This window comes from Mycobacterium sp. NGS15 (assembly GCF_059813245.1).
Genome location: NZ_JCALEF010000009.1, coordinates 103,434 through 127,893, shown reverse-complemented (window position 1 = coordinate 127,893; position 24,460 = coordinate 103,434). Strand labels below are relative to the sequence as shown.

Sequence of the window (24,460 nt, the reverse complement as noted above, 5' to 3'; positions counted from 1 at the left end):
CGCGTGTCCAGGCTGGCTAACTTACCCGGGAGACCGCCGAATCACTCCTTCGGCTCGGATACTGCGTCAGATGGCGTGGCTGCCGCCGCCGAGTCGGCAGCGGGCTGCGCCTCCTCCGATTCGGATTCCGCGTCCGGCAGCTGAGCCACGAGATACTCGGCGAGACCACCGATGGTCGGGTAGTCGAACACCGCGGTCGCGTTGATGGTGAACTTGCCGCCGAACTGGCTGTGCAGCCGGTTGCGGAGTTCGATCGCCATCAGCGAATCCGTGCCGAGGTCAAGGAACCGGCTCGTTGCGGCCGGCGGTTGGGCCAGTCGCAGGAAGTTCTGTACCTCGCGCTGAAGGAATTCGGTCACGAATCCGGCCCGCTGCGGCACCGGGATCTCCATCAGCTGCTTGAGCAACTCGCTGTCACCGGTCACCTCTCCGATGGCACTGGGCAAGACGAGGTCCAGGATCGGCGGACGCGAACTGCCCAGCACCTTCGCGGCGCGCTGCCAGTTGGCCTTGATGACGGTGGCTTGGCCGGTGCCGTTGGCGATGACCTCGGCGAGAGCCGCGAGCGCCGCCGAAGGATCCAACGGAATCAGACCCTGCGCACTGATGTTCGCGGTCGCCGCCTCCGAGGAGGCCATGCCTCCCTGCCCCCACGGGCCGAAGTTGACACCGGTGGCCGGCAGGCCCTGTGCCCTGCGCTGCGCGATCAGGCCGTCAAGCAACGCGTTAGCCGTTGCGTAGTTGGACTGACCGGGTGAACCGAACAGGCTGGACACCGAGGAGGACACGATGAAGAAGTCCAGCTCGTCGTCCTGCGTCAACTTATCCAGGTATCCGGCGCCGAACGCCTTGGGCGCCAACGTCGTCCGGAACCGCTCCACACTCTGCTGACCGAGCAGCGCATCATCGAGCACGCCCGCCAGATGCGCGACGCCCGCGAGTGGCGGCAGCTCCGCACGGATCCGCTCCAGGAGCTCCGCAACCTCGGACTCTTCACCGACATCAGCAGTGAAGACGTGGATGCGGGTCTTGGAGCGCTCGGTGATCTCCTCGATCGACCGCTGCGCGTCGGTGTCGGGCGCACGGCGGCTGGTCAATACGATGTCACCGGCACCGAGCTGGGCCAGATACGCCGCGGTGTGCAGACCGATCGCACCGAGACCACCCGTGATCAGGTAGGTCCGATCCGGCCGCGGTGCCAGCGGATTCGGCATCTGGCACACGATCTTGCCGATATGCCGGGCCTGCTGCATGCGGCGGAACGCCGTCCTGGCCTCCGTCAGCGGGTAGATCTCCGCGGGCAGCGGCGTCCACTCCCCCTTGGCCAGCCCGTCCGACACCTCAGTCAGCAAGGCGCGAATTCGCTCGGGCTCTTGGAACATCACCGTGTCCAACGCGACGATCTCGTAGGCGATATCGGGTCGGGCCTCGGCCATCTGCTCCGGAGTCCAGATATCGCGCTTGGCGATCTCGGCGAAACGGCCGTTCTTGGCGGTGGCCCGCACGGTCGCCTCAACGAAACCTTCACTGGTCAGGCTGTTGAGCACCACGTCGACACCGGCGCCGTCGGTGTCCGCCAGGATCTGATCAGCGAAATCCGTTGTGCGCGAATCGTAGACATGCTTGACACCGAGCTTGCGCACCGTTGCCCGTTTGAAGGTGCTCGCCGTCGCATAGACCTCCGCACCGCACTGTTGCGCCATCTGGATGGCGGCCAATCCCACGCCACCACTAGCGGCGTGGATGAGCACCCGATCACCGGGCCTGAGCTGCGCCCAATCGAATGCTAACCGGACCGTCAGCGCCGCAGCGGGAATCGTGGCGGCCTCGACCGCGCTGACCCCGTCGGGAATCGGCGCCAGGAACTGCGCCGGCACGTTGAACCGGCTGGCGAAGGCACCCTGCATGGAGCCATAGACCCGCTGACCCACCTCGACTTCGGTAACGCCCTCACCCAATTGCGTGACAACACCGGCGAAGTCACCGCCGATAGGGCCGGGGTCGCCCGGGTACAGGCCCAGCACGTTGAGCACGTCGCGGAAGTTGAGACCAGCGGCCTCCACCCGCACCTGCACGTAGCCCTCGTCCGGTGCCGGTACTTCCTTTTCGGTGATACGGAGGTTGTCGATAGCCCCCCGTTCGGTGGGCAACAGGGCGTAATCACTTCCGCGCGGCACCGTGAGATTGCCACTGCGTGACCACGGCAGCAGCCGGGAGGCCAGCAATTTGCCCTGCCGCACAGCGATTTCCGGCTCCGCCGGCTCGTGTCCGGGAGCGACCAACAGGTTCGCCAGCGCCTGCACGGCCTCCGGCGAACCGTCGCAATCGACGAGCCTGGCACGCAGCGCCGGTTCCTCGTTGATGGTGGTGCGCCCGAATCCCCACAGCGCCGCCTGCACCGGGTCGACCGGCTCGCCGGACTCGGTGGCCACCGCCCGCTCGGTGACAATCCACAGTCCACCGGGCAGTTTGACGCCATTTTGGGAGCCGTTCTGCACCGTGTGCACGGCACTGAGCAGGTTGGCGATCTCCGTTTCGAGGCGCGCGATCTCAGTGTCCGAGAAACCGGCACCTTCCTCCGCGCTCGGACCGATGGCACGCCAGATAACACCGGAGAACGGCACGCCGCGCTCCTTGGCATGCTCCAGCACCTGCCCGAGCAGTTCCGGATCGGTCGTGCGGTCGATCGGGATGCAGCCCGGCACCTTCGCGGCGAGCTCGTCGAATCCCGCGACCAGCCATGTACCGCTTGCCTCTCCGACTGCGTCCTCCACAGGTGGGACCGGAACCTCATGCCAGCCGAGGGTGTACAGCAGCCGGGTGGCATCGCCGCCGAGGCCGCGCAGCAGCGCCTCGCGCGGCGCACGCTTCACCGTGAACTCGCGAATCCCACCCAGATGACGACCATCCCGATCGAGGTAATCCAGATCGAAGACCTGCGTCTCACTGTCCAGTGGGCTCTCGTGCCAGCGTGCACGGCAGTAGAAACGCCTGGGCATCTTCTCCTTCAACGTCACCTGTCCATACCGCAAGGGCAGGAACAGGTCGTTGATACCCTGCTCTGCCGCGAGCAGCGCCGGGAACGCCGGGAACGCGACACCGGTGCACAGGTCCATCAGCACCGGATGCATCGGCTCGGTGCCGAGCTGTTCGGCAAGTTCCTCGCCGACGAGAACATCGCCAATGGCCTCACCCTGGCCGAGCCAGAGGGACTTCAGGGAACCAGACCAGGTTGGGCCCCAGGACAATTCCAGGTCGGCAAAGATCTCGAAGAGCTCCATCGGGCGCATGCGTTCCATCCGCTCGATGGCCGCATCAATGGGCTCCGTCGCCTCTTCGGTCCCCGGTGTCGACTCGTCAGCATCTTCGCCGATACCGGTGACGACGGTGCCTTCGGCGTTCAACGACCAATCAACGTCGCGTTCACCGTAGGGACGGCTGTGCACCTGGAATTTCGACCCACTGCCATCCTCCAACGGATGCAAAGTCAGCTGCACTTCACGAGAGCTCTTCTCCGGCAAGATGATCGGCTCGTAGAAGAACACATCCTTGGCCCGTGCCGGAGTGCCGACGGCGGCCAGCGCCATCGCGGCATACGTCGCGCCGGGGACGACGACGGTGCCGTAGATGACGTGGTCGGACAGCCATGGCTGCGACCTGACCGACAACCGGCTGATGTACACGGAATCTCCGGAGGCCAGATCCTCGCCTCTACCCAAGATGCCGGAGGTTGCCCCGCCCACGCCGCCGTCCATGGCGGCACCGGACGACTTCGGCCAGAAGCGGCGGCGCTGGAAGGGATAGGTCGGCAACTCCAGCGTGTTACGGGGGTGACGTTGCAGTGCAGCGAAATTGGGCCGATGTCCGCCGACGTACGCGGCGGCAAGCGCCTCGGCGATCTGGCGCCGGTCGCCAACACCCTTGCGCAGCGAGACAATCGCCCGGGGCGCGGCCAAGTGCTCCGGCCACACCTGCACCGCGGCGCCGGTCAGTACCGGCTGCGGGCCGATCTCCATCAGCACCGAGCACCCCAGCGCGGCGACGGTGCGCACGCTTTCGGCGAACTGCACCGGCTGGCGCGAATGCCGACGCCAGTACTGAGCATCGATCGGAGTCTGCGCCGTCAGCACGGCACCCGTGCGGTTGCACACCAACGGCAACGTCGGGGTGGCGAACTGCACTTGCGCTGCGTACGACTCGAACTCGTCGAGAACCGGGTCCAACAACTCCGAATGGAAGGCGTGGCTGGTCTCCAGCCAGGTGCAGCGGATGCCCTCTTCCTCGAACCGCGCGACCGCCTGTTGCACATCCTCGCCCGGGCCCGAGAGCACGGTGTTCGGTCCGTTGTAGGCACCCATCGATACCCGCGGGAAATCGCCCCCGATCCGCTCGACATGCTTGGCGTCGCTGAACACGGCCACCATGCGTCCACCCTCGGGAAGGCTGCCGAACAGTCGGCCCCGCTCGGCGATCAGTCGCGCACCGTCCTCGAGGCTGAACACCCCCGCCACGCATGCGGCGGCGTACTGGCCGACGCTATGCCCCAGCACCACATCCGGCTCGATGCCCCATGACTGCCAGAGTCGGGCCAGGCCCATCTCGACGGCGAAGATTGCCGGCTGGGCGAAGGAAGTGTGCCGCAGGACTTTCCCAGCTTCTCCACCCGTTTCGCGATCGGTAGCGAACATCACGTCGAGCAATGGACTCGTCACGATGTCCTTGACCGCTTCCGCGCAACGCGTCACGGTCTCGGCGAAAACCGGCTCGGCGTCAAACAGCTCGCGCGCCATACCGGGGTACTGGCTACCCTGCCCGGTGAACAGCCATGCCGTCGTCGGATGATTCGTGTGCTCGCCACGGACCACACCGGGGCGCAGACGGTTCTGGACCAGCTCGGCCAGCCCCTCACGCGCGGCCTTTACCGAATCCACGACTAGCGCGGCACGATGCTCGAAGTGCGACCGGCCTCTACCGGCAGTGAGGCACACATCTTCGATGTCGACACCGGGATGGGCGGTCAACCACGATTCATAGCGCTGGGCCATCGCGACCAATGCCTCCGGTGACCTCGCCGACAGCGGGAGCACGCTCACCTGGTCGCCCTGCAGTTCCGGCGCGGAGTCCGGTACCTCGGTAACACCCTCAGCTATGTCCGTCGGTCGTTGCGGCGCTTCCTCGATCAACACGTGCGCGTTGGTTCCGGTGAATCCGAAAGAACTCACACCGGCGCGGCGGGGCCGGCCATTGGCCTCCCACGGGATGGCCTTGTCCACCACACGCACCGACAACGAGTCCCATGGGATATGCGGAGAGGGCTTCTCGAAGTGCAGGCTCTGTGGCAGCACCCGGTTTTGAAGTGACAGCACCACCTTGATGAGACCTGCCGCGCCGGAAGCCGATTCGGTGTGACCGATATTGGATTTCACCGATCCCATCAGCAGCGGCCGGTCCGCGTCACGCGAGCCGCCGTAGGCCGCCGCGGCCGCCTGTACCTCGATCGGATCACCCAACGGAGTGCCCGTGCCATGCGCCTCGAGGTAGTCGACGTCCCCGCCTGCCAGGCCGGCCCGGTCCAGCACCGTACCGATAAGACGTTGCTGTGCACCACCATTGGGCACAGTCAGGCCACTGGAGGCCCCGTCCTGGTTCACCGCGCTGCCAGGAATCACGGCAAGGATCCGGTCCTCGTCGCGCTGGGCGTCGCTGAGTCTCTTGAGCACCAGGATTCCGCAGCCTTCGCTGCGCACGTAGCCGTCGGCGGACGCGTCGAACGTCTTGCATCGACCGACCGGTGACAGCATTCTGGCGCGTGAGGCGGCGATCACCGTCACGGGGCTCAGCAGAACGTTCACGCCGCCGGCCACTGCCAAATCGCAGTCGCCGGAGTGCAAGGCCTGGACAGCCTGATGAACGGCCACCAGTGCCGAGCTGCACGCGGTATCGACGGCCACCGCGGGCCCTTCAAATCCCAGTGCGAAAGCAACACGGCCCGAGATGGCGTTGAGCGCGTTGCCGGTGATGAAGTACGGCTCGATCTTGTCGAGCGACTCCGACGACAACAGATGCGCATACTCATTGGCGCCCACTCCCGTGAAGATGCCGGTTCGGCTGCCGCGCAATGCGGCCGGCGAGTAACCGGCCCGCTCCAGGCCCTCCCACACCGTTTCGAGCATCAACCGTTGCTGTGGCTCGATCCAGACGGCCTCGCGCGGGGAGATGCCGAAGAATTCGGGATCGAACCCATCGATGCCGTCGAGGAATCCACCAAAGCGTGTGTAGGTCTTGCCCGCAGTCTCCGGATCCGGATCGTAGAACTCGTCGATGTCATAACGGTCCTCCGGGACCTCCCGGATCGCATCGACACCGCCGGATAGCAAGTCCCAGAAGGCTTCCGGATCGGGCGCGCCCGGGAATCGGCACGATACCGAGACGATCGCGATCGGTTCGTCCGTGCGTGTCGCCGCCGCCTGTCGAGGCGCGGCCTTGACCTGCTCGTTGAGCCCGAGTACCTCGCCCAGGAGGTAGTCGGCAACATCGGAAATGCGGGGATGATCCATCACCAGGGTGACAGGTATCTCCTTGCCGACACCTTGCTCCATGCGACGCCGCAATTCGACGGCCATCAGCGAATCCATGCCGAGGTCGAAGAACCCCGCATCCTCACGGATCTCCGATACGTCCACGCGTGTCACCTCTGCCACCGCGTCGCGCAGGTAGTCGGTCAGCAGCTTCTTGCGCTGCTGGATGGGAGCGCTCGCGAGCCGCTCGACCAACTGCGTGTTGCCCGACTGCGTGACCGCCGGCGATGCGGCCAGGTGCGAGGGCACCTCGTGCTCCAGCTCCGCCAGGAATGCTCGCCTTCCTGCCTGTTGGTAGAGCGGCAGAAAACGGGCCCAGTCGATGCGGGCGATGACGCCCTGCACCCCGCCGTTCGACGGGGAGGCCGCCACCACATCGGCCAGGCCGGCCAGTGCATCGGCCGGCGACAACGTCTTGATCCCACGTTGCTCCAGCCGCGCACGGGATTCGGCGTCCGCCATGCCAGCCGTCCACGGACCGAAATTGACGCTGGTTCCGGCAACGCCTTGCTCGCGGAGACGCCAGGCGAGCCCGTCGAGGAAGGCATTGGCCGCACTGTATGCGGTCTGACCGAAGCCACCCCATACCGAGGCGATGGAAGAGGTGCTGATGAAGAAGTCGAGCTTCAGGTCAGCTGCGGCTTCGCTCAAATGCCAAGCACCCCAAACCTTGCCAGCGAAGACGCGATCCGTCTCGGCTTGCTGAGATGGACCGTCGAGGTCGCTGAGCGGGGTGGTACCGATCTCTCCTGCAGCGTGGACAATGCCCGCCAACGGCGGCAGCTCCGCCTGCACACCCGCCAGTAGGCGTGCAACGTCGTGCGCATCCGCGACGTCGGCGGTGACGACCCGGACTTCGCAGCCGTGCTGTGCACCCAGTGCGTCGATGCGCTGACGCGCACCCTCGCTGGGTTCGCGCCGACTCGTCAGCACCAGATTCTTGGCACCACGTTCGGCCAAATATCCGGCAATCTCCAGCCCGATCGAGCCCAGTCCACCGGTCACCAAATACGTTGCGTTATCACGCACTTCCAGCGGTTTGCCGCTCGGCAGTTCCTCACGCCGAACCAGCCGGGGAACGTAGACGGCATGATCGCGCAGCGCGATCTGGTCTTCTCTGACGGCCGCCTCAGTCGATGCGGAGGCCCGCGCGATGAACTGTGACCATTCCTGAGCACTGGCATCAGCTAGATCGGCAAGTCCGCCCCACACCTGCGGCAGCTCCAGCGCTGCCGCACGGCCGAATCCCCACAAGGCACTCTGTTCCGGCGCCACGGTGTCGGCGTCGGTGATGCGCTGCGCGCCCTGGGTGAGCACCCAGATGGGAGCTCGCAACTCAGCAGCGGCCGCCGCGCGGAAAAGGCGCCGCGTACCGGCCAGCACCTGATGCTGCATGCGCAGCAGAGACCGCGCCGAGGGTGCACCCGCGTCGAGGGCGGCGACGTGCACGATGCGGAGTCCTTGTTCCTGCGCCGAGGCGTCTGCTGCCGCAGCGCGCAACGCAGCTGCGAGCTGTTGCTCGTCGGCATCGGACGCCGGCAGCCCGAGGACCAAATGCTGGTGCCCACGCGCGGTCAGCGCGTCGACCAGCGGTGCTGCCGCATCAGATACCTCGCCTACGAGAATCCAGGTGATGCCCGCACCGTTATCCGTACCGGACAGTGGCGTCGGCGACTTCTCCCAGCGGAACTGGTAACGGTCGGCCGCGATGGTTTGGGTGCTGCGCTGCTGGTTGTGTTGTGCCGCAAGCTTAGTCAGCACAGCCAGGGTCTGCTGATCACCACCGGCACCACCGAGGAGATTCGCGAGTTCCTCGATCTTTCCATCCTCGAGCAGCCGAAAGGCCTCGGTGCGCGGGCCGCCAGCACTTCGTTGCCGATTCGTGGTGTCCCGTCCGTCAGCGTCACGCTTATCGCTGAACCAGTACTGGCGATGCTCGAACGGATACGTGGGTAGGTCGAGCTTTCGCGCGAGCCCGTGCCGGAGCGCCCCGAAGTTGGGCACGTGACCCAGGACGTACGCGTCGGCAGCGGCTTCAGTGATTTGTCGGTGGTCTGCGGTGTTTCGACGCAGCGACGCAATCGCCCGCGGTGCGGTGGCCGGGTCGGGCCACGCCCGCAGGGCCGCTGCGGTAAGCACCGGTTGTGGACCGATCTCGAGCAACACCTTGCAGTTCAGATCGGCGAGGGTGCGCACGCTCTTGGCGAACTCCACCGGTTGGCGCGCGTGGCGACGCCAGTAGGCGCCATCAATTTTCGTACTCCTGCCAAGCGCGGCGCCGGTCCTATTGTCGATCAGAATCCGTTGTGGGGTCTTGTAATTGAACTGACCCGCATATGATTCGAATTCGTCCAGAATCGGGTCCAGCAGAGCCGAATGGAACGCGTGACTGGTCTCCAGGAAGTCGCAACGCACTCCCTCGGCAACCAGCCCCGCCACCGCCTTTTCCAGATCCTGTGCGGGACCTGACAATACGGTGTTAGCACCGTTGTAGGCAGCAACCGACAGGCTGGGGAAGTCGTCGGTCAAGCTCTCCACCCGCTCGGCAGCGGCAAACACCGCCGCCATTCGTCCACCCGCCGGCAGGCTGCCGAACAGCCGGCCGCGCTCGGCCATCAGCCGTGCGCCGTCCTCCAGACTGAACACACCCGCGACACAGGCCGCTGAGTACTGGCCGACGCTGTGACCCAACACCACGTCCGGCTCGAAGCCCCACGACTGCCAGAGTCGGGCCAGGCCCATCTCCACCGCGAACAAGGCGGGTTGCGCGTAGGAGGTCTGCCGCAGCGCCTCCCCGGCCTCCGGCCCGTCCACGTCGAAAATGACATCCAGCAAAGGCTTTTCGAGAACGTCGGCGACCACTGCCGCGCACTGCTTCAGTGTCTCAGCGAACACCGGCTCGGTGTCGAACAGCTCTCGGGCCATACCCGGGTACTGGCTGCCCTGACCGGTGAACAGCCACGCGGTCTTCGGCGTGTCATGGGATTCGCCACGGCCAAGACCCGTGGCCGGGCGGTCGTCGGCGACAGCGCCGAGCAGCTCCACCGCGGCTTCTCGCGAATTGACCACCAACGCGGCCCGGTGCTCCAAGTGCGCTCGCGCCACTCCGGCGGTGAAGCACACATCCGCCAACGTCGCTTCCGGGTGTGCGTTCAACCAGCTGCGGTACTGGTCGGCGATCTGCACTAACGCGGCGGGGGTGCGTGCCGAGAGCGGCAGAATGCTGAATCTCGGAGCCGCAGCGCCGGCGACATCCGACGGGGGCTCTCCGGCCGTTTCGGCTTCGATCGGTGCGGCTGCTTGCTCGGGGGCCTCTTCGAGGATGACGTGAGCGTTGGTCCCGGCGAATCCGAACGAGCTGACACCCGCAATACGCGGCCGGCCGCTGCGCTCCCAGGCAGTCGCCTCCTTGACGATCTCCACCGGAAGCCGGTCCCAGGGAATGTGCGGGGACGGATTCTGAAAGTTGCGGTGCTGTGGCAACAACTCGTTCTCGAGCGACAAGACGACCTTGATGACACCCGCGATGCCCGCGGCCGCCTCCAGATGTCCGATGTTCGTCTTCGCCGAGCCGATTAACAACGGGTCGTTCGCTTCACGGCCAATGCCATAGGCCGCGCCGGCCGCCTGAGCCTCGATCGGATCGCCCAGCGATGTCCCGGTGCCGTGCGCCTCAAGGTACCCGACATCACTGGGTGCGACGCCTGCACGCTTGAGCGCATCGGCGATAACCCGCTGCTGAGCAACGCCATTGGGCACCGTCAACCCGCCCGATGCGCCATCCTGGTTAATCGCACTGCCCCGGATCACAGCCCGGATCCGGTCTCCATCGCGGATCGCGTCCTCAAGGCGCTTGATGACAATGACACCGGATCCCTCGCCACGCACATAGCCGTCCGCGGCCGCGTCGAAGGTCTTGCACTTACCGTCGGGCGCGAGCATGTGCGCGTGAGAGAACGTGATCATCGTCGCGGGGGTCAGCAGGACGTTCGCGCCGCCCGCCAGTGCGAGATCGCACTCTCCGAGTTGAAGCGCTTGGCACGCTTGATGAATTGCTACCAATGACGAACTGCACGCTGTATCGACGGCAACCGAGGGGCCCTGCAGTCCCAGCCGGTAGCTGATCCGCCCCGCTGCCGCGGCGTTCGAGGTACCGATGGCCATGTAGGCCTCGATCTCGGGGAAGGTTAGCTCATCGGATGCCATTCCCAGGTAGTCGTGGGTGGCCAAACCGACGAACACGCCGGCATTGGTCTCCGCCAAATCCGTTGGGGCAATTCCGGAATGCTCCACCGCCCGCCAGGCCATCTCCAGCAACAGTCGATGCTGCGGGTCCATCAGCCTGACCTCGCGCGTCGACATGCCGAAGAATGGTGCGTCAAACCCCGTCACGTCATCGACGAAGCCCGCACGACGGGTCACCACCTTGCCTGGAGCTCCGGGTTCGGGGTCAAAGAATTCGTCGGCATCCCACCGGTCGGCGGGTACCTCCGATATCGCGTCACGGCCATCGCGCAGCACGTCCCAGAACTCGTCCGCGTTAGCGGCACCGGGAAAACGCGCTGCATATCCGATGATTGCAAAACGTGGGGCTGGCTTGATCGGATGGTCAGCGGATTCCATGCTGTGGCCTCCTTGCGTCGGCGGGTGGGGAGAGTGGCCCTCGACGTCGTCGGGCGAGAATGTGACTCGGGACATCGGCGGGTGCGAACGCGACTCTAGCCGAACAAGTATCGTGCGCACTGGTGTTCCCAAACTTCACGGTTACCGAGACAGTGAGTTCTAGTTATTCTCGGTATGCCATGTGGCGCATGGGGTTTCCAGGCCTTGGTCGACCGGCGGCTATGCGGTCAAACCGAGGGTATGTTGGGCCAGCGATGAGAGATGCCGGAGCGGGGCCGGCCGAACGAGAGGACGGCGCTTTGCGCATAGGCACGATAACAGTTGGCGCACTTGATGAATGGACGTTGAGCCCCGGCTCCGTCACCTCGTGGCACCCCACCGCAGCCGCGGCAGAGAAAGCCCTGAAAGCACCTGTGAGTTTGGTGCCAGTCAGCTACATGCAGAGTCAACATCTGCGAAATTACTACGAACGGAACGCAGCTGGCCTAAACTTCTCTCGCCAAATCATCGCCAGCTGCGATGTCGCCGGCCAATGCGACATCGCCGCGATGGACCATGCCCTCAACACATATCTGCGTAGGCACGACACCTTCCGCAGCTGGTTCGAGCGCACCGACGACGAGACGTTTGTAAGACGCACCATCAGCGATCCGGGCGATATCGAGTTCGCGCCTGTAACGCAAGGGCACATGACTGTCGATGAAATACGCAGTCACGTCATCGACATACCGAGTCCACTGGAATGGGGATGTTTCACCTTTGGAATCATCCAGAGCGAGAACCACTTTACGTTTTTCGCTGCCATGGACCACGTGCATGGCGACGCGACGTTGATCGGCACCACGATGATGGAAGCCAACGGAATGTACTCGGCGCTGAGCGGAGGCGGCCAGCCTCTCGCACTTCCCGATCCCGGCAGCTTTGACGACTTCTGCACTCGCGAGCGCGAGTACACATCGGCGTTGACCCTGGACTCACCCGGGGTGCGCGCGTGGATTGACTTTGCCGAGAACAACAATGGAACCTTCCCCGAGTTCCCGCTTCCGCTGGGCAACCCGTCGGAAGCGACCAACAGCACCATGACGTCGCTGTCTCTGATGAACCCGGAGCAGACGGAGCGATTCGAGTCCGCGTGCTCGACGGCCGGCTCGCGGTTTGTCGGTGGCTTGTTCGCCTGCCTCGGTCTGGTTGAGCACGAATTCACCGGGGCGCTCACGTATTACGGTCTGACGCCGAGGGATTCCCGCACAGCTAGCGACAACTTCATGACGCAAGGCTGGTTCACCGGCCTGATCCCGATCACCGTTCCGATCGCGGCAACCTCCTTCAACGATGCCGCGTACGCCGCACAGACCGCCTTCGATTCCAGTCTGGACATGTCCCGGGTGCCGTATTACCGGGTACTGGAATTAGCACCGTGGCTGAAATGGCCGCAACCGAACTTTCCGGTGTCGAACTTCTTCCACGGGGGCGCGGCTCCGCTCAACGCCATTCTCGCGGCGGGCGAGCTGGGCCTTGCCGACAACATCGGAATCTATCCGGACGGCCGCTTCTCCTATCAGCTGACGATTTACATATTCCGCTACGGGGAGGGCACGGCGATGGCAATCATGCACCCCGACAACCCCATCGCCGAGAAGTCGTCTCTGCGCTACATGGAGGCGATGAAGTCGGTGTGCGTGCGGGTCGCTGACAGCGGGCACTGGGGACGCGTCGCGTAGCTTGAGCAACATCAAAGTGAGGGTGAGGAAGATATGCGGCGGCTAGCCGATTTCGTGGTGCGGTGGCCATGGGCGGTGATCGGCGCCTGGGTCGCGCTGGCCATCGCGCTGCCATTGACCTTCCCCTCACTCACCGAGATGGCACAGAAGCATCCGCTCGCGATCCTGCCCGCCGACGCGCCGTCGAGTGTTGCCGCCAAGAAGATGACCGAGGCGTTCCACGAATCGAGTAACGACGATCTCCTGCTCGTCGTGTTCATCAACGAGAACGGCCTGGGGCCGGACGACGCGGCGACCTACCGCAAAGTTGTGGACGCGGTCCGGCACGACCTCACGAACGTCGTGTCGGTGCAGGACTTCATCGGTACGCCCGAATTGCGAAAGTTCCTGACGAGTCAGGACAACAAGACCTGGGTTCTGCCGATCGGTCTCGCGGGCGAGTTGGGTACGCCTCGAGCCTTCGACTCCTACAACCGGGTGACCGGCCTTATCCAGCACAGCATCGACGGCAGTCCGACAACCGTGCACATCACCGGTCCCGCGGCTACCGTTGCCGACCTCACCGTCGCAGGCGAGCAGGATCGTCTGCCGATCGAACTCGCGATCGGCATCCTGGTGCTCGCGGTGCTGTTACTGGTCTATCGCAGCGCACTGACCATGATGCTTCCGTTGGTGACGATCGGTTCGTCACTGGTGATCGCACAGGCCGTGGTGGCGGCCTACTCGCACCTGACCGGTGCGGGCGTCTCGAACCAATCCATCGTGTTCCTGAGCGCGATCCTGGCCGGCGCCGGTACCGACTACGCGGTCTTCCTCATCAGTCGCTATCACGACTATCTGCGGTCGGGTAAGACCTACGACCAGGCGGTCCGGGCCGCGATGATGTCGATAGGAAAGGTGATTACCGCATCGGCCACGACCGTGGGTATCACCTTCCTGCTCTTGAGCTTCGCCAAGATGGGCGTCTTCCAAACGGTCGGCGTGTCGTCCGCGATCGGGATCGGCGTCGCATACCTGTCCGGCATGACCCTGCTGCCCGCGATCCTGGTGCTCGCCGGGCCTCGCGGCTGGGTCCGACCACGGCGCGAGCTGACTGCCCAGTTCTGGCGGCGCTCCGGCATCCGCATCGTGCGCCGGCCGATTCCCCACCTGGTTGCCAGTGTGCTGGTGTTGGCCCTGCTCGGAAGCTGCGCGCTCCTCGCGCGCTACAACTATGACGACCGCAAGGCGGTGTCGCCGTCGGCACCGAGTTCTGTCGGGTACGCCGCACTGGAACGCCACTTCCCCCTCAGCCAGTCGATTCCCGAGTACATCCTGATCCAGTCACCGCGTGACCTGCGCACCCCGCAGGCCCTCGCCGACCTGGAACAGATGGCGTCTCGTATTGCCCAGCTCCCGGAGGTGGGCCTGGTCAGCGGCGTCACCCGCCCGCTCGGCGAAGTGCCCCCGGAATTCAGGGCCACCTATCAGGCGGGGCTCGTCGGCACCCGGCTGGCTGACGGCTCCAACCAGATCAGTCAGCGCAGCAGCGACCTCAATCGACTTACATCCGGGGCCAACACCCTGGCCGGCAGCCTGAGTGACCTACGCACCCAGCTCAACAAGATCGTCCCGGGTCTGCAGAGTCTGCTCGACGCATCGGCCTCCCTCAAGACCAAATCCGGCGGCGACGAGCTGGTGCAGAACGTGGACAACGCCGCCAAGCTCGTCGATGCCATCAACGCGCTCGCCAACGACATGGGGTGGAACTTCTCCACCGCCAAGGACATGTTCGCCTGGATCAACCCGGTCTTGAACGCGCTACAGGCCAACCCGGTCTGCGATGCCGATGCCTCTTGCAGCACCACCCGCGGTCAGTTCGAGCGGCTCGTCGGCGAGCGCAATAGCGGCCGCCTCGACGAAATCAATCAGCTCGCTCATCAGCTCGGGAATTCCCAGGGCAATAAGGCCACCCTCTCCGCGACGGTGACCAAGCTGAACGCCTCGCTCCTGGGCGTCGTCAACGGTCTGCAGGCCATGGGCCTGGACAAGGCCGGCGGCCCGCAGGCCGGACTCAACCAGCTGCGGCAGGGCGCCGACCGCCTGGCCGGCGGCAGCAAGCAGGTGGCAGGCGGTGTGGATCAACTCGTCGGACAGATCAAGGTGATCGTCAACGGCCTCAACCAGGCATCGAACTTCCTTCTGACGATGAAGAACAATGCCGCGGATCCGTCACAGGCGGGCTTCAACATTCCCGCCGAAGTGCTGAGCAATCCGGACTTCCAAAGGGCCGCCAAGGCATTCATCTCACCGGACGGCCACTCGGTGCGGTACTTGGTTCAGACGAAACTCAACCCGTTCAGCCCCGAGGCGATGGACCAGGTCAACCAGATCAGTGACGTCGCCAAGGGCGCCCAGCCCAACACCACGCTGGCCGACGCCACGATATCGATGGGCGGGTTCCCGACCGCGCTGAGAGACACGCGCGATTACTACCAGCACGACATTCAGTTCATCATCGCGGCGACGCTCATCGTCGTACTGCTGACATTGATGGTGTTGCTACGGGCGATCGTCGCACCCCTGTATCTCGTCGGTTCGGTGGTGCTTTCCTACTTCGCGGCCATCGGCATCGGGGTACTGACATTCCAGTTCCTACTCGGCCAGCAGCTGCATTGGACCGTGCCGCCCTTGGCGTTCGTGGTGCTGGTCGCGGTGGGTGCGGACTACAACATGCTCTTCGTATCTCGAATGCGGGACGAGTCGATGAATAGCGTGCGCTACGGCATTATCCGTGCGCTGAACTCCACAGGTGGCGTCATCACGGCGGCCGGGCTGATCTTCGCTGCATCGGTGGGCGGCCTGCTCTTCTCTAGCATTGGAATCGTGGTCCAAGGCGGCTTCGTGATCGGTGTGGGAATCCTGCTGGACACCTTCGTCGTTCGGACCATCACGGTGCCGGCCATCGCGGCATTGGTGGGCCGGGCCAACTGGTGGCCCTCGCAGGTCAGCGCCCGGAAACCATCGGTGACGTCCCCGCCACCCGCTGAACCGGCAACGCAGGCGGGCTAGCACGCGAAATGTATGTGAGACTGAAATGAAGCCGAGCGGTCAGGAGCACGGATGAAAGACTTCCTCGCAGGAGCGGCCCTGCTGGTAGTCGCCAGCATGGCAGGCTGTTTCGGCATCCCGTCCGCGGTCGCCGACGACCAGCAGGTTCCCGGTCCGCCGATCCCCGGAATCTCGGCCAACGGGGTACCGATGGCCGCACCGGTATCGCCGGACCGGACCGCATACGCCCTGGGCGGCGCGCACGTGCTCGGTATCCCCTATGACGAGTACATCCGGATGACCGGCAAGGACTGGTTCCCGGGCATGAAGCGGGCAAACATCTGGTACCCCGCGGGGCAGGTGCAGGGCCACACCCTGGAACGTCTTTTCCCCGGCATCGGTCCGGTAGGAGAGAAGATCCTGCCCGGCCTGGGTCTGGACGGCCCCAGCATCGGTGAGTCGATCGACATCGGAGAACCGAATCTCGAAAATGCCGTCCGCACCGGCGGTCCCGGCACCGCGATGGGGTTGTCCGAGGGAGCGCTCGTGCTGAACGCCGTCAAATCGGCGTTGGCAACCGATCCGACCGCGCCGGCGCCGGATTCATTGACCTTCGCGACGTTCGGCGATCCGATCGCGAAAAGCCCCTTCAGCGAGAGCTTCCTGACGCAGAACTTCCCCGTCGGTTCCGTCGTGCCGTTCATGGACTACCCGGTGCCGGCCCCGGTGGAGAGTCAGTACCACACCGATCAGTTCATCTCCGCCTATGACAGCATCGCGGACTGGCCGGACCGGCCGGACAACCTGTTTGCGGTTGCCAACGCCATCGCGGGCCTGGCCACCGGTCACACCGCGATTGCGTTCACTAACCCGAAAATGGTTCCGGCGCAGAACATCCGGACGGAGTTCAACTCCCGGGGAGGGTCGACAACGACCTACTTCATCCCTGAGCAACATCTTCCGCTGGTGCTGGGCTTCAAGTATCTCGGGGTACCCGAGGAAACGCTGAACAGACTCGACGCAATCCTGCAGCCCCGAGTCGATGCCGGCTACTCGCGTAACGATGATCCCGCGACAGCACCGATCACTGTGGACCCGACGCGCGGCTTCGACCCCGCGCAAGTCACGGCGCCGGCCTCGCAAGCGACATTCGGTGGCGGCTCCGATCCGATTTCACAGATCACCAGCGGCGCCCTGGCCGTGCTGGGCAACGGCACCCGCTCGACCCCTCCCAATTAGTACGGACAAAACACTATGACACCTTCAACCCAGTCATCCATCCTCTCGATGCTTCACGGACGGGCCAGTCTGCGCCCCGATGACATCGCATTCACCTTCACCGATTACGCCCACAATCCGGCTGGTGTTGCCCAGAGCCTCACGTGGTCGCAGTTGTCGCGCCGCACGTTCAATGTGGCCCGCGAACTGAGCCAGCACGCATCGGTCGGAGACCGGGCGCTGATCCTGGCTCCGCAGAGCCTCGAGTACATCCTGGCCTTCCTCGGGTCTATGCAGGCCGGGCTGATCGCGGTGCCGCTCCCGCTGCCGCACCGCGGCTCGAGCCTCGATCGAGTGAGTGCAGTCTTCGACGACACGTCGCCCTCAGTGGTACTCACGACGTCGGCGGTCGCCGGGGACGTCGGCGATTACGTCGATCAGTCGCGCCTCGAGATTGCCCCCAAGATCATCGAAATCGATACGTTGCGGCTCGATATCGACAGCGGACCGAGCATCGCGCCGGCCGTCATGCCCGACATCGCGTACTTGCAGTACAGCTCGGGCTCAACCCGAACGCCGACCGGGGTCGAGCTTTCGCATCGCAATCTCCAGGTGAACTTCGAGCAATTGATGCGCTGCCTCTTTGCGGACGCCGGGGTCAAAATCCCGTCTGATGTCACGATCGTGTCGTGGCTGCCCTTCTACCACGACATGGGTTTGGTGTTGGGCGTCTGCGCGCCCATCCTGGGCGGCTTTCGCGCCCAGTTGACCAGTCCCATGGCCTTCTTGGAAAAGCCTGCCCGGTGGATGCGGGCGCTCGCCGAAAATCCTCATCCGTTTTCCTCGGCGCCCAACTTCGCCTTTGATCTGGCGGCGCGCAAGACCTCCGACAGCGACCTGGCCGGACTCGACCTCGGTGGGGTGCTCGGCATCATCAGCGGCGCCGAGCGCGTCGAGCAAGCCACCTTACGACGCTTCGTGGACCGGTTTGCGCACTTCAATTTCCAGGACAGCATGATGCGGCCCTCCTATGGGCTGGCGGAGGCAACGGTTTTCGTGGCCTCGGGGACATGGAGCGAGGCAGCGCCCGCGACCCATTTCGATGTCGAAGAGCTGTCTGCGGGCCGCGTGCAGCGTTGCCCGGCCGGGAAGGGCACAGCACTGGTCAAATACCATGTGCCGCAATCCCCCGCCGTGCGGATCATCGACAGCGACACACACCGGGAGTGCGCACCGGACACAGTCGGCGAGATCTGGGTGCACGGTGAAAATGTCGCCTCCGGCTACTGGCGTAAGCCGCCGGACGAGCAGCGGTGCTTCGGGGCAAAGGTGCTCGACCCGTCACCGGGCACCCCGGATGGGCCCTGGCTGAGAACCGGTGACCTCGGTTTCATCTCCGAGGGTGAGCTCTTCATTGTCGGCCGTATCAAAGACCTGCTGATCATCCGCGGACGTAACTACTACCCCGAGGACATCGAGGCGACGGTTCAAGAGATCACGCGTGGCCGAGTCGCGGCGATATCGGTCCCGTTCGACAGCACCGAGAAGCTGGTCACCGTCATCGAGCTCAAGAAGCGCGACGATTCCGCCGAGGCGGCGCGCTGGCTCAAGGAGATCAAGAACGAGGTCACCTCGGCGATATCCAATGAGCACGGCGTAAATGCCGGAGATCTCGTTCTCGTGCCCGCCGGGTCGCTTCCCACCACGACGAGCGGCAAGATCCGGCGCGCAGCCTGTGTCGAGCAGTATCTCCAAGACCAATTCACCCGATTGGACGCGGACACTCGCGTCGGAGTCGCCTGAGCCCATCCGGCATCGAAGGGGCTGTCAGATGCCGGCAAGCCCGACCACGAGCAATACGCATCCGACCAGGCCCAACACCAGCGCGATATTGCGGCGGCGGTTGGACTGTATCCAGCTGTTCAGCCGTGCCATCGCCTCGGCGGTTCGCTCCGGCGCGACGACATGAGCCAATAACGGAACTTCGATCAGCGCGAAGGCGATGACATTGAACATCAGCAGCGCGGTGACCTGCGTGGCCGGTGCTGTGCCCGAGGCCACGATCACGGCAAGTGCGGCCAGGAAGTCGACCGAGGGCAGCGCGATCCCCAGCCCCGCGACCGCGGCCACCCATAGCGATCCGCCGGTCGCTATGGACTGAATACGCCCGGAGACCTTGTCCAACTGCGCGTTGGAGGCAGGACCCCGCACACGCGAGGCCACCAACGCGGCGACCAGCAGTGCCGCCACCCCGATGCCGACCTGCACCCGCGGCAACGTGAACTGCGCCGATCCCGTTGACACATGCCGAAAGGCGAACAGCACCGCCAGCCCTACCGCCGTCCCCATCGCGAACCCACCACTCAGGAACGCGAGCAACTGCAGCTGCGGGCGTGGCCGATTCAGCATCAGCACCGTCATACCCAGACGGAAGGGTTCGAAGCTGACGGCGATGGCCATCACCAGCAGGGTGATCCACATGGGTGTCAGGGCCGCGACCATTCCGTGCGCAGATCGAGAACCGCCATGAGCGCCGACTCGACACAGGCGCCCAGCGGCCGGTTGGCATCCGGCCCCAACCACCGTTGGAAACCGAATTCCGCGGCGGCGAGCAGCATGTGCACAATCAGCCCGGGGCGCTGATCGGCCACGGCGTCGAGCCCCATCCGGCCGGCCGCGATCGCGGTCAATTGCTCGCGGTCCTGCGCCGAGATAAGGGATACCCGGGCCATCAATTCCGGGGCCGTCAGTATCGCCGTGCGCCAACGATGTAGCTCGTCGTCGTCGACCTCAGCGCTGCGCTCGGAAATGGCCGCCGCCAATGCGACCGGAACCGCTTCGCCCCTGGGTCTCTGGGAAAATCTGGTGGTGATCGCGTCACCGCTGATGAGCAAGGGGGCGAGTAGCAGATCTTCCTTGGCATTCACATGCCGGAAGTAGGTGCTCGCCGAAACCCCCGCCCCGGCCGCGATCTCCTCGGTAGTCACCGTGTGGAACCCGCGCTCGGCGAAAAGAGTGATGGCTGCGTTGTAGATGTCGCTGCGCACCCTCATCCGCTGACGTGATCGCAGCGAGCCAGTCATATGTCTGACCTTGACACACAGTCCACGTCATGGCAATTTGACAGTTACTGTCATGTAGATGCTAACTCGCAAGAAGGATGGTCGCGGTGAGCGAGATCTTCGATGTCGTCGTGGTGGGCTCGGGCGCCGCAGGCATGTCCACGGCGATCACCGCCAAGCTGCATGGCCTATCGGTCGTCATCGTGGAGAAGGCCGCCCAATGGGGCGGCTCCACCGCGCGATCGGGAGGCGGCGTCTGGATCCCCGGAAACCACTTCCTCGCGAAATCGTCCGGAAAGTCATCCACCGAAGAGCTCGATGACGCGCGGACCTATCTGCACCACATCATTGGCCCGTACGCCGCCACAGACCGCATCAACGCCTACATCGACCGAGGCCCCGAGGCACTGAAGTTCCTCGCCGACAACTCCGCACTCAATCTGGAATGGGTGCGCGGCTACTCCGACTACTTTCCGGAAGTCCCGGGCGGGCGCCCGGGCGGAAGATCTTGCGAACCAAAGCCGTTCGATGCGCGGCGGCTTGGACCTGACGTCGGCACCATGGCGCCTTTCTACACGAAGGTCCCGATGAACGTTGTCGTCAAACAGTCCGACTACCGGTGGCTCAGCACCGGGCTACGGCACTGGCGCGGCCCCTGGCACATATTCCGAGTCGGGGCCCGCTCCGCGATCGCCAAGCTTCGGCGTCAGCACCTCATCGGCGTCGGAAGCGCCCTTGTCGCATCGCTTTTCATCGGCATCAAGGATGCGGGCATCCCGGTGCGGCTGAGCACGCCGCTACGCGAGCTCGTTGTGACCGGCGGTCGCGTCACCGGCATCGTCACCGATGAGGGCATCATCACCGCGCGGCGCGGCGTCATGATCGCGTGCGGGGGCTTTGACCACAACGCGCAGATGCGCGCGAAACACCACCGTGAACCCGCGGGCGCGCAATGGTCGATCGGCGCCGCCTCCAACACCGGCGATGGCATCCTTGCCGCCGAAACAGCCGGTGCCGCGCTATCTCTCATGGATGACGCATGGTGGGCGCCATCGATTCCGCTGCCCAAGGGGCCATGGTTCGCGCTCGCCGAGCGATCGCTGCCCCGCAGCATTCTGGTCAACTCTCGCGGGCAGCGATTCATGAATGAATCACTGCCCTATGTCGAAGCCACCCACCAGATGTTCGGCGGCCAGTTCGGCGCCGGGAAGGGCCCCGCAGAGAACCTGCCCGCATGGCTGATCTTTGACCAGACGTATCGGAACCGCTACACCTTCGCGGGCGTCACCGGGCGTGCCCCGCTCCCCAAATCCTGGCTGAACAGCGGCGCAATCATCAAGGCGAACAGCATCACCGAGCTCGCACAGATGATCGGCATAGCCGCGCATGCACTCGAATCCACCATCGGCCGGTTCAACGAATTCGCGCGCAGCGGACGTGACGAGGACTTCCATCGCGGCGAGTCCGCGTACGACCACTACTACGGCGATATCACCAACAAACCCAATCCGAGCCTGGGAGAACTGAACCAGGCCCCGTTCTACGCGGCCCGCATGGTGCCGGGCGATCTGGGCACCAAGGGTGGTATCGACACCGACGCCAGCGCGCGTGCACTGCGTCCCGACGGCTCCGTCATACCCGGGCTGTACGCCACCGGAAACGCGAGCTCCGCGCTGATGGGGCACACCTATGCGGGGCCGGGCGCCACCATCGGACCCGCCCTCGTGTTCGGCTATCTGGCCGCACTCGATCTGGCCGCCGGTCTTCGCGCAAGCGGCTCATCCTGACACCGGTCTTCGCGCAAGCGGCTCATCCATCACGGCTGCAGGCGCTGCACCCGACCATCGGTGACGACGATCCGGTTGTGCACGCGGTTCTCCCGCCCCTGCCAGAATTCAACGGTCTCGGGAGCGATCACGTAGCCGCCCCACTGCGGGGGTACCGGCACCACGTCCACATCGGCGAACCGTGCAGTGACGTCATCGAGCTGGGCCAACAGCGCCTCTCGCGACTCGATCGGCGCAGACTGCCGAGACGCCCACGCCCCCAGCTGCGAGCCACGCGGCCGATTGGTCCAATAGTCGGCGGTCTGTGCAGGATCGACCTTGGCTACCCGACCGCGCACATGCACCTGTCGCCCCAGCGCATACCAGGGAAAGGTGACACTCGCATACGGCGTGTGATCGAGCTGGCGCCCCTTGGCGGAGTCGTAGTTTGAGAAGAACGTCACACCCGCGGAGTCGAACCCCTTGCACAGCACCGTGCGCGTCACCGGCCGTCCGTCGTCGACGGTGGCGAGCACCATCGCGTTCGGCTCGGGGATGCCCGAGGACACCGCGAGGTCGAACCACTTGTGTAGCAAGGGAAGCCAGCCATCGGCGAGCCAGTCAACATCCAGATCGCCACTACCGTCTTTCTCTCCGGGACGGTAGTCCGAGCGCAGCCATTCGGTCACGAAAATCACGCTACAGGCGGGCGCTTAAGAGAGGGGGAGGCGACTAAGAATCACCCTTAATTGCGGGTGCAAGAATCGCCTTTACCGAGTTGTTACCCACAGGTAGGGAGTCGAGAATCATGACGGTTGCAGCGCCGCTACCAGCGGATTTCGCACCTGGACTGGAGGGCGTGACCGCCTTCGCCACCGAGATCGCCGAGCCCGACAAGGACGGCGGGGCGCTGCGCTACCGCGGTGTCGACATCGACGATCTGGTCGCCCAGCGGGTGACTTTCGGTGATGTGTGGGCACTGTTGGTCGACGGCAAGTTCGGCCAAGGACTCCCGCCCGCCGAACCCTTCCCTATCCCGGTACACACCGGAGACGTCCGCGTCGACGTGCAGGCCGGACTCGCCATGCTCGCACCCATCTGGGGCTTCGAACCGCTCTTGGACACCGAAGACTCCATCGCCCGCCACCAGCTGGCCCGGGCCTCGGTGATGGCGCTCTCGTACGTCGCCCAGTCCGCGCGGGGCAGCTCCGTGCCCGCCGTACCGCAAAAAATCATCGACGAATGTTCCACCGTCACCTCGCGTTTCATGACTCGCTGGCAGGGTGAGCCGGACCCCAAGCACGTCGAGGCCATCGACGCCTACTGGGTGTCGGCCGCCGAACACGGCATGAACGCCTCGACGTTCACCGCCCGGGTCATCGCCTCCACCGGTGCCGATGTGGCTGCCGCCCTCTCGGGTGCGGTGGGCGCGATGAGTGGTCCGCTGCACGGTGGCGCGCCTGCCCGCGTGCTGCCGATGATCGAGCAGGCCGAAAAGACCGGTGACGCCCGCGGCGTCATCAAGGGCATTCTGGACCGCCGCGAAAAGCTCATGGGCTTCGGCCACCGGGTGTACCGCGCCGAGGATCCACGTGCGCGCGTACTGCGCGCCACGGCCAAGCGTCTCGGCGCCGCGCGCTACGAGGTGGCGGCCGCCCTCGAGCAGGCCGCCCTCACCGAGCTGCGGGAACGTCGTCCCGATCGCGTCATCGAGACCAATGTCGAGTTCTGGGCAGCTGTCATTCTCGACTTCGCGCAGGTACCTACCCGCATGATGCCGGCGATGTTCACCTGCGCCCGCACCGCGGGCTGGAGCGCGCACATCATGGAGCAGAAGCGCCTCGACAAGCTGGTACGTCCGGCCGCGCTCTATGTCGGGCCCGGGCCGCGCCCCATCGAATCGGTGGAAGGATTCGGGCTTCTGCGCTCTCGAGTGGGCGCTTAACCCGAAGTCCTGGCGTCACTACGCGTGAGGTGGTTGGGTGGGTCACATGACCTCCGAAGTACCTCCCGTAGTGCCCTCTGTTTCCCCCTACATCATCGTCGAGGACTCACGCGCAGCGATCGAGTTCTATAAGAAAGCCTTTGGCGCCGAAGAGCTTGGCCTGCTGGAGACTCCCGACGGCAAAGTGATGCACGCCGCCGTCAAGATCAACGGCACGACGATCATGATGAACGACGACTTCCCCGAGTACAACGACGGCAAGTCCAGCACCCCGACCGCGCTCGGCGGCACCCCGGTCACCATTCACCTCACGGTGCCCAATGTCGACGACTGGTTCGGTCGCGCCGTCGACGCCGGGGCCAGCATCGAGATGCCGCTCGAAGACCAGTTCTGGGGTGACCGCTTCGGCGTCATCAAGGATCCGTTCGGACACCTGTGGTCATTGGGTCAACCGGTCAAGATCGTCAACCCCGAAGACCTCAAGAAGTACGCCGCGGGTAGCGGCGACTAAGGGGGA

General features: G+C 64.8%; 11 protein-coding genes. 7 read left to right on the top strand and 4 right to left on the bottom strand.

Going from position 1 to position 24,460, the window contains the following annotated elements:
* Window positions 1-41: 41 nt before the first annotated feature.
* Window positions 42-11,201, bottom strand: coding sequence for an SDR family NAD(P)-dependent oxidoreductase (locus tag AC5Y5C_RS24395; protein ID WP_499977213.1), 11,160 nt, complete (start codon window positions 11,199-11,201; stop codon window positions 42-44).
* Window positions 11,202-11,500: 299 nt separating this feature from the next.
* On the opposite strand from AC5Y5C_RS24395, the gene AC5Y5C_RS24390 reads away from it, so the two are divergent.
* Genes AC5Y5C_RS24390 through AC5Y5C_RS24375 form a run of 4 tightly spaced genes read left to right on the top strand, consistent with a single transcriptional unit; the run spans window position 11,501 to window position 18,973 of the window.
* Complete coding sequence (locus AC5Y5C_RS24390) at window positions 11,501-12,922, top strand: condensation domain-containing protein (protein WP_499977271.1); 1,422 nt, start codon at window positions 11,501-11,503, stop codon at window positions 12,920-12,922.
* A 33-nt stretch (window positions 12,923-12,955) separates the two neighbouring features.
* Window positions 12,956-15,973, top strand: coding sequence for an MMPL/RND family transporter (locus AC5Y5C_RS24385; RefSeq protein ID WP_499977212.1), 3,018 nt, complete (start codon window positions 12,956-12,958; stop codon window positions 15,971-15,973).
* A gap of 51 nt (window positions 15,974-16,024) precedes the next feature.
* On the top strand, window positions 16,025-17,191 hold the full coding sequence (gene pe, locus AC5Y5C_RS24380; protein ID WP_499977210.1) for an acyltransferase PE: 1,167 nt from the start codon (window positions 16,025-16,027) through the stop codon (window positions 17,189-17,191).
* A 15-nt stretch (window positions 17,192-17,206) separates the two neighbouring features.
* Entirely contained in the window at window positions 17,207-18,973 is a 1,767-nt protein-coding gene (locus AC5Y5C_RS24375) for an AMP-binding protein (protein WP_499977209.1), read from the top strand.
* A gap of 24 nt (window positions 18,974-18,997) precedes the next feature.
* On the opposite strand, the gene AC5Y5C_RS24370 is transcribed toward AC5Y5C_RS24375, so the two are convergent.
* Both AC5Y5C_RS24370 and AC5Y5C_RS24365 read right to left on the bottom strand, forming a co-directional pair.
* Window positions 18,998-19,651, bottom strand: coding sequence for a GAP family protein (locus tag AC5Y5C_RS24370; RefSeq protein ID WP_499977207.1), 654 nt, complete (start codon window positions 19,649-19,651; stop codon window positions 18,998-19,000).
* 5 nt (window positions 19,652-19,656) lie between these two features.
* On the bottom strand, window positions 19,657-20,253 hold the full coding sequence (locus AC5Y5C_RS24365; protein ID WP_499977206.1) for a TetR/AcrR family transcriptional regulator: 597 nt from the start codon (window positions 20,251-20,253) through the stop codon (window positions 19,657-19,659).
* Window positions 20,254-20,330: 77 nt separating this feature from the next.
* On the opposite strand from AC5Y5C_RS24365, the gene kstD reads away from it, so the two are divergent.
* Window positions 20,331-22,019, top strand: a complete 1,689-nt coding sequence (gene kstD, locus AC5Y5C_RS24360) for a 3-oxosteroid 1-dehydrogenase (RefSeq protein WP_499977204.1) — start codon at window positions 20,331-20,333, stop codon at window positions 22,017-22,019.
* A 29-nt stretch (window positions 22,020-22,048) separates the two neighbouring features.
* Here kstD and pdxH read toward each other — a convergent pair whose 3' ends face one another.
* The gene (pdxH, locus tag AC5Y5C_RS24355) at window positions 22,049-22,696 is read right to left on the bottom strand and encodes a pyridoxamine 5'-phosphate oxidase (RefSeq protein ID WP_499977203.1); all 648 of its coding nucleotides are present in this window, start codon (window positions 22,694-22,696) and stop codon (window positions 22,049-22,051) included.
* A 110-nt stretch (window positions 22,697-22,806) separates the two neighbouring features.
* Between pdxH and AC5Y5C_RS24350 the strand changes: the two genes are divergently transcribed.
* Both AC5Y5C_RS24350 and AC5Y5C_RS24345 read left to right on the top strand, forming a co-directional pair.
* Window positions 22,807-23,943 carry a citrate synthase 2 gene (locus AC5Y5C_RS24350; protein ID WP_499977202.1) on the top strand — a complete coding sequence of 379 codons (1,137 nt, stop codon included), beginning with the start codon at window positions 22,807-22,809 and terminating at the stop codon, window positions 23,941-23,943.
* A 46-nt stretch (window positions 23,944-23,989) separates the two neighbouring features.
* The gene (locus AC5Y5C_RS24345) at window positions 23,990-24,454 is read left to right on the top strand and encodes a VOC family protein (protein WP_499977200.1); all 465 of its coding nucleotides are present in this window, start codon (window positions 23,990-23,992) and stop codon (window positions 24,452-24,454) included.
* Window positions 24,455-24,460 lie beyond the last annotated feature (6 nt).

Coding starts and splice junctions, on each gene's coding strand:
- AC5Y5C_RS24395 (WP_499977213.1), bottom strand. CDS start 11,201: ATGGAATCCGCTGACCATCCGATCAAGCCAGCCCCACGTTTTGCAATC.
- AC5Y5C_RS24385 (WP_499977212.1), top strand. CDS start 12,956: ATGCGGCGGCTAGCCGATTTCGTGGTGCGGTGGCCATGGGCGGTGATC.
- pe (WP_499977210.1), top strand. CDS start 16,025: ATGAAAGACTTCCTCGCAGGAGCGGCCCTGCTGGTAGTCGCCAGCATG.
- AC5Y5C_RS24375 (WP_499977209.1), top strand. CDS start 17,207: ATGACACCTTCAACCCAGTCATCCATCCTCTCGATGCTTCACGGACGG.
- AC5Y5C_RS24370 (WP_499977207.1), bottom strand. CDS start 19,651: ATGTGGATCACCCTGCTGGTGATGGCCATCGCCGTCAGCTTCGAACCC.
- AC5Y5C_RS24365 (WP_499977206.1), bottom strand. CDS start 20,253: ATGACTGGCTCGCTGCGATCACGTCAGCGGATGAGGGTGCGCAGCGAC.
- kstD (WP_499977204.1), top strand. CDS start 20,331: ATGGTCGCGGTGAGCGAGATCTTCGATGTCGTCGTGGTGGGCTCGGGC.
- AC5Y5C_RS24350 (WP_499977202.1), top strand. CDS start 22,807: ATGACGGTTGCAGCGCCGCTACCAGCGGATTTCGCACCTGGACTGGAG.
- AC5Y5C_RS24345 (WP_499977200.1), top strand. CDS start 23,990: ATGACCTCCGAAGTACCTCCCGTAGTGCCCTCTGTTTCCCCCTACATC.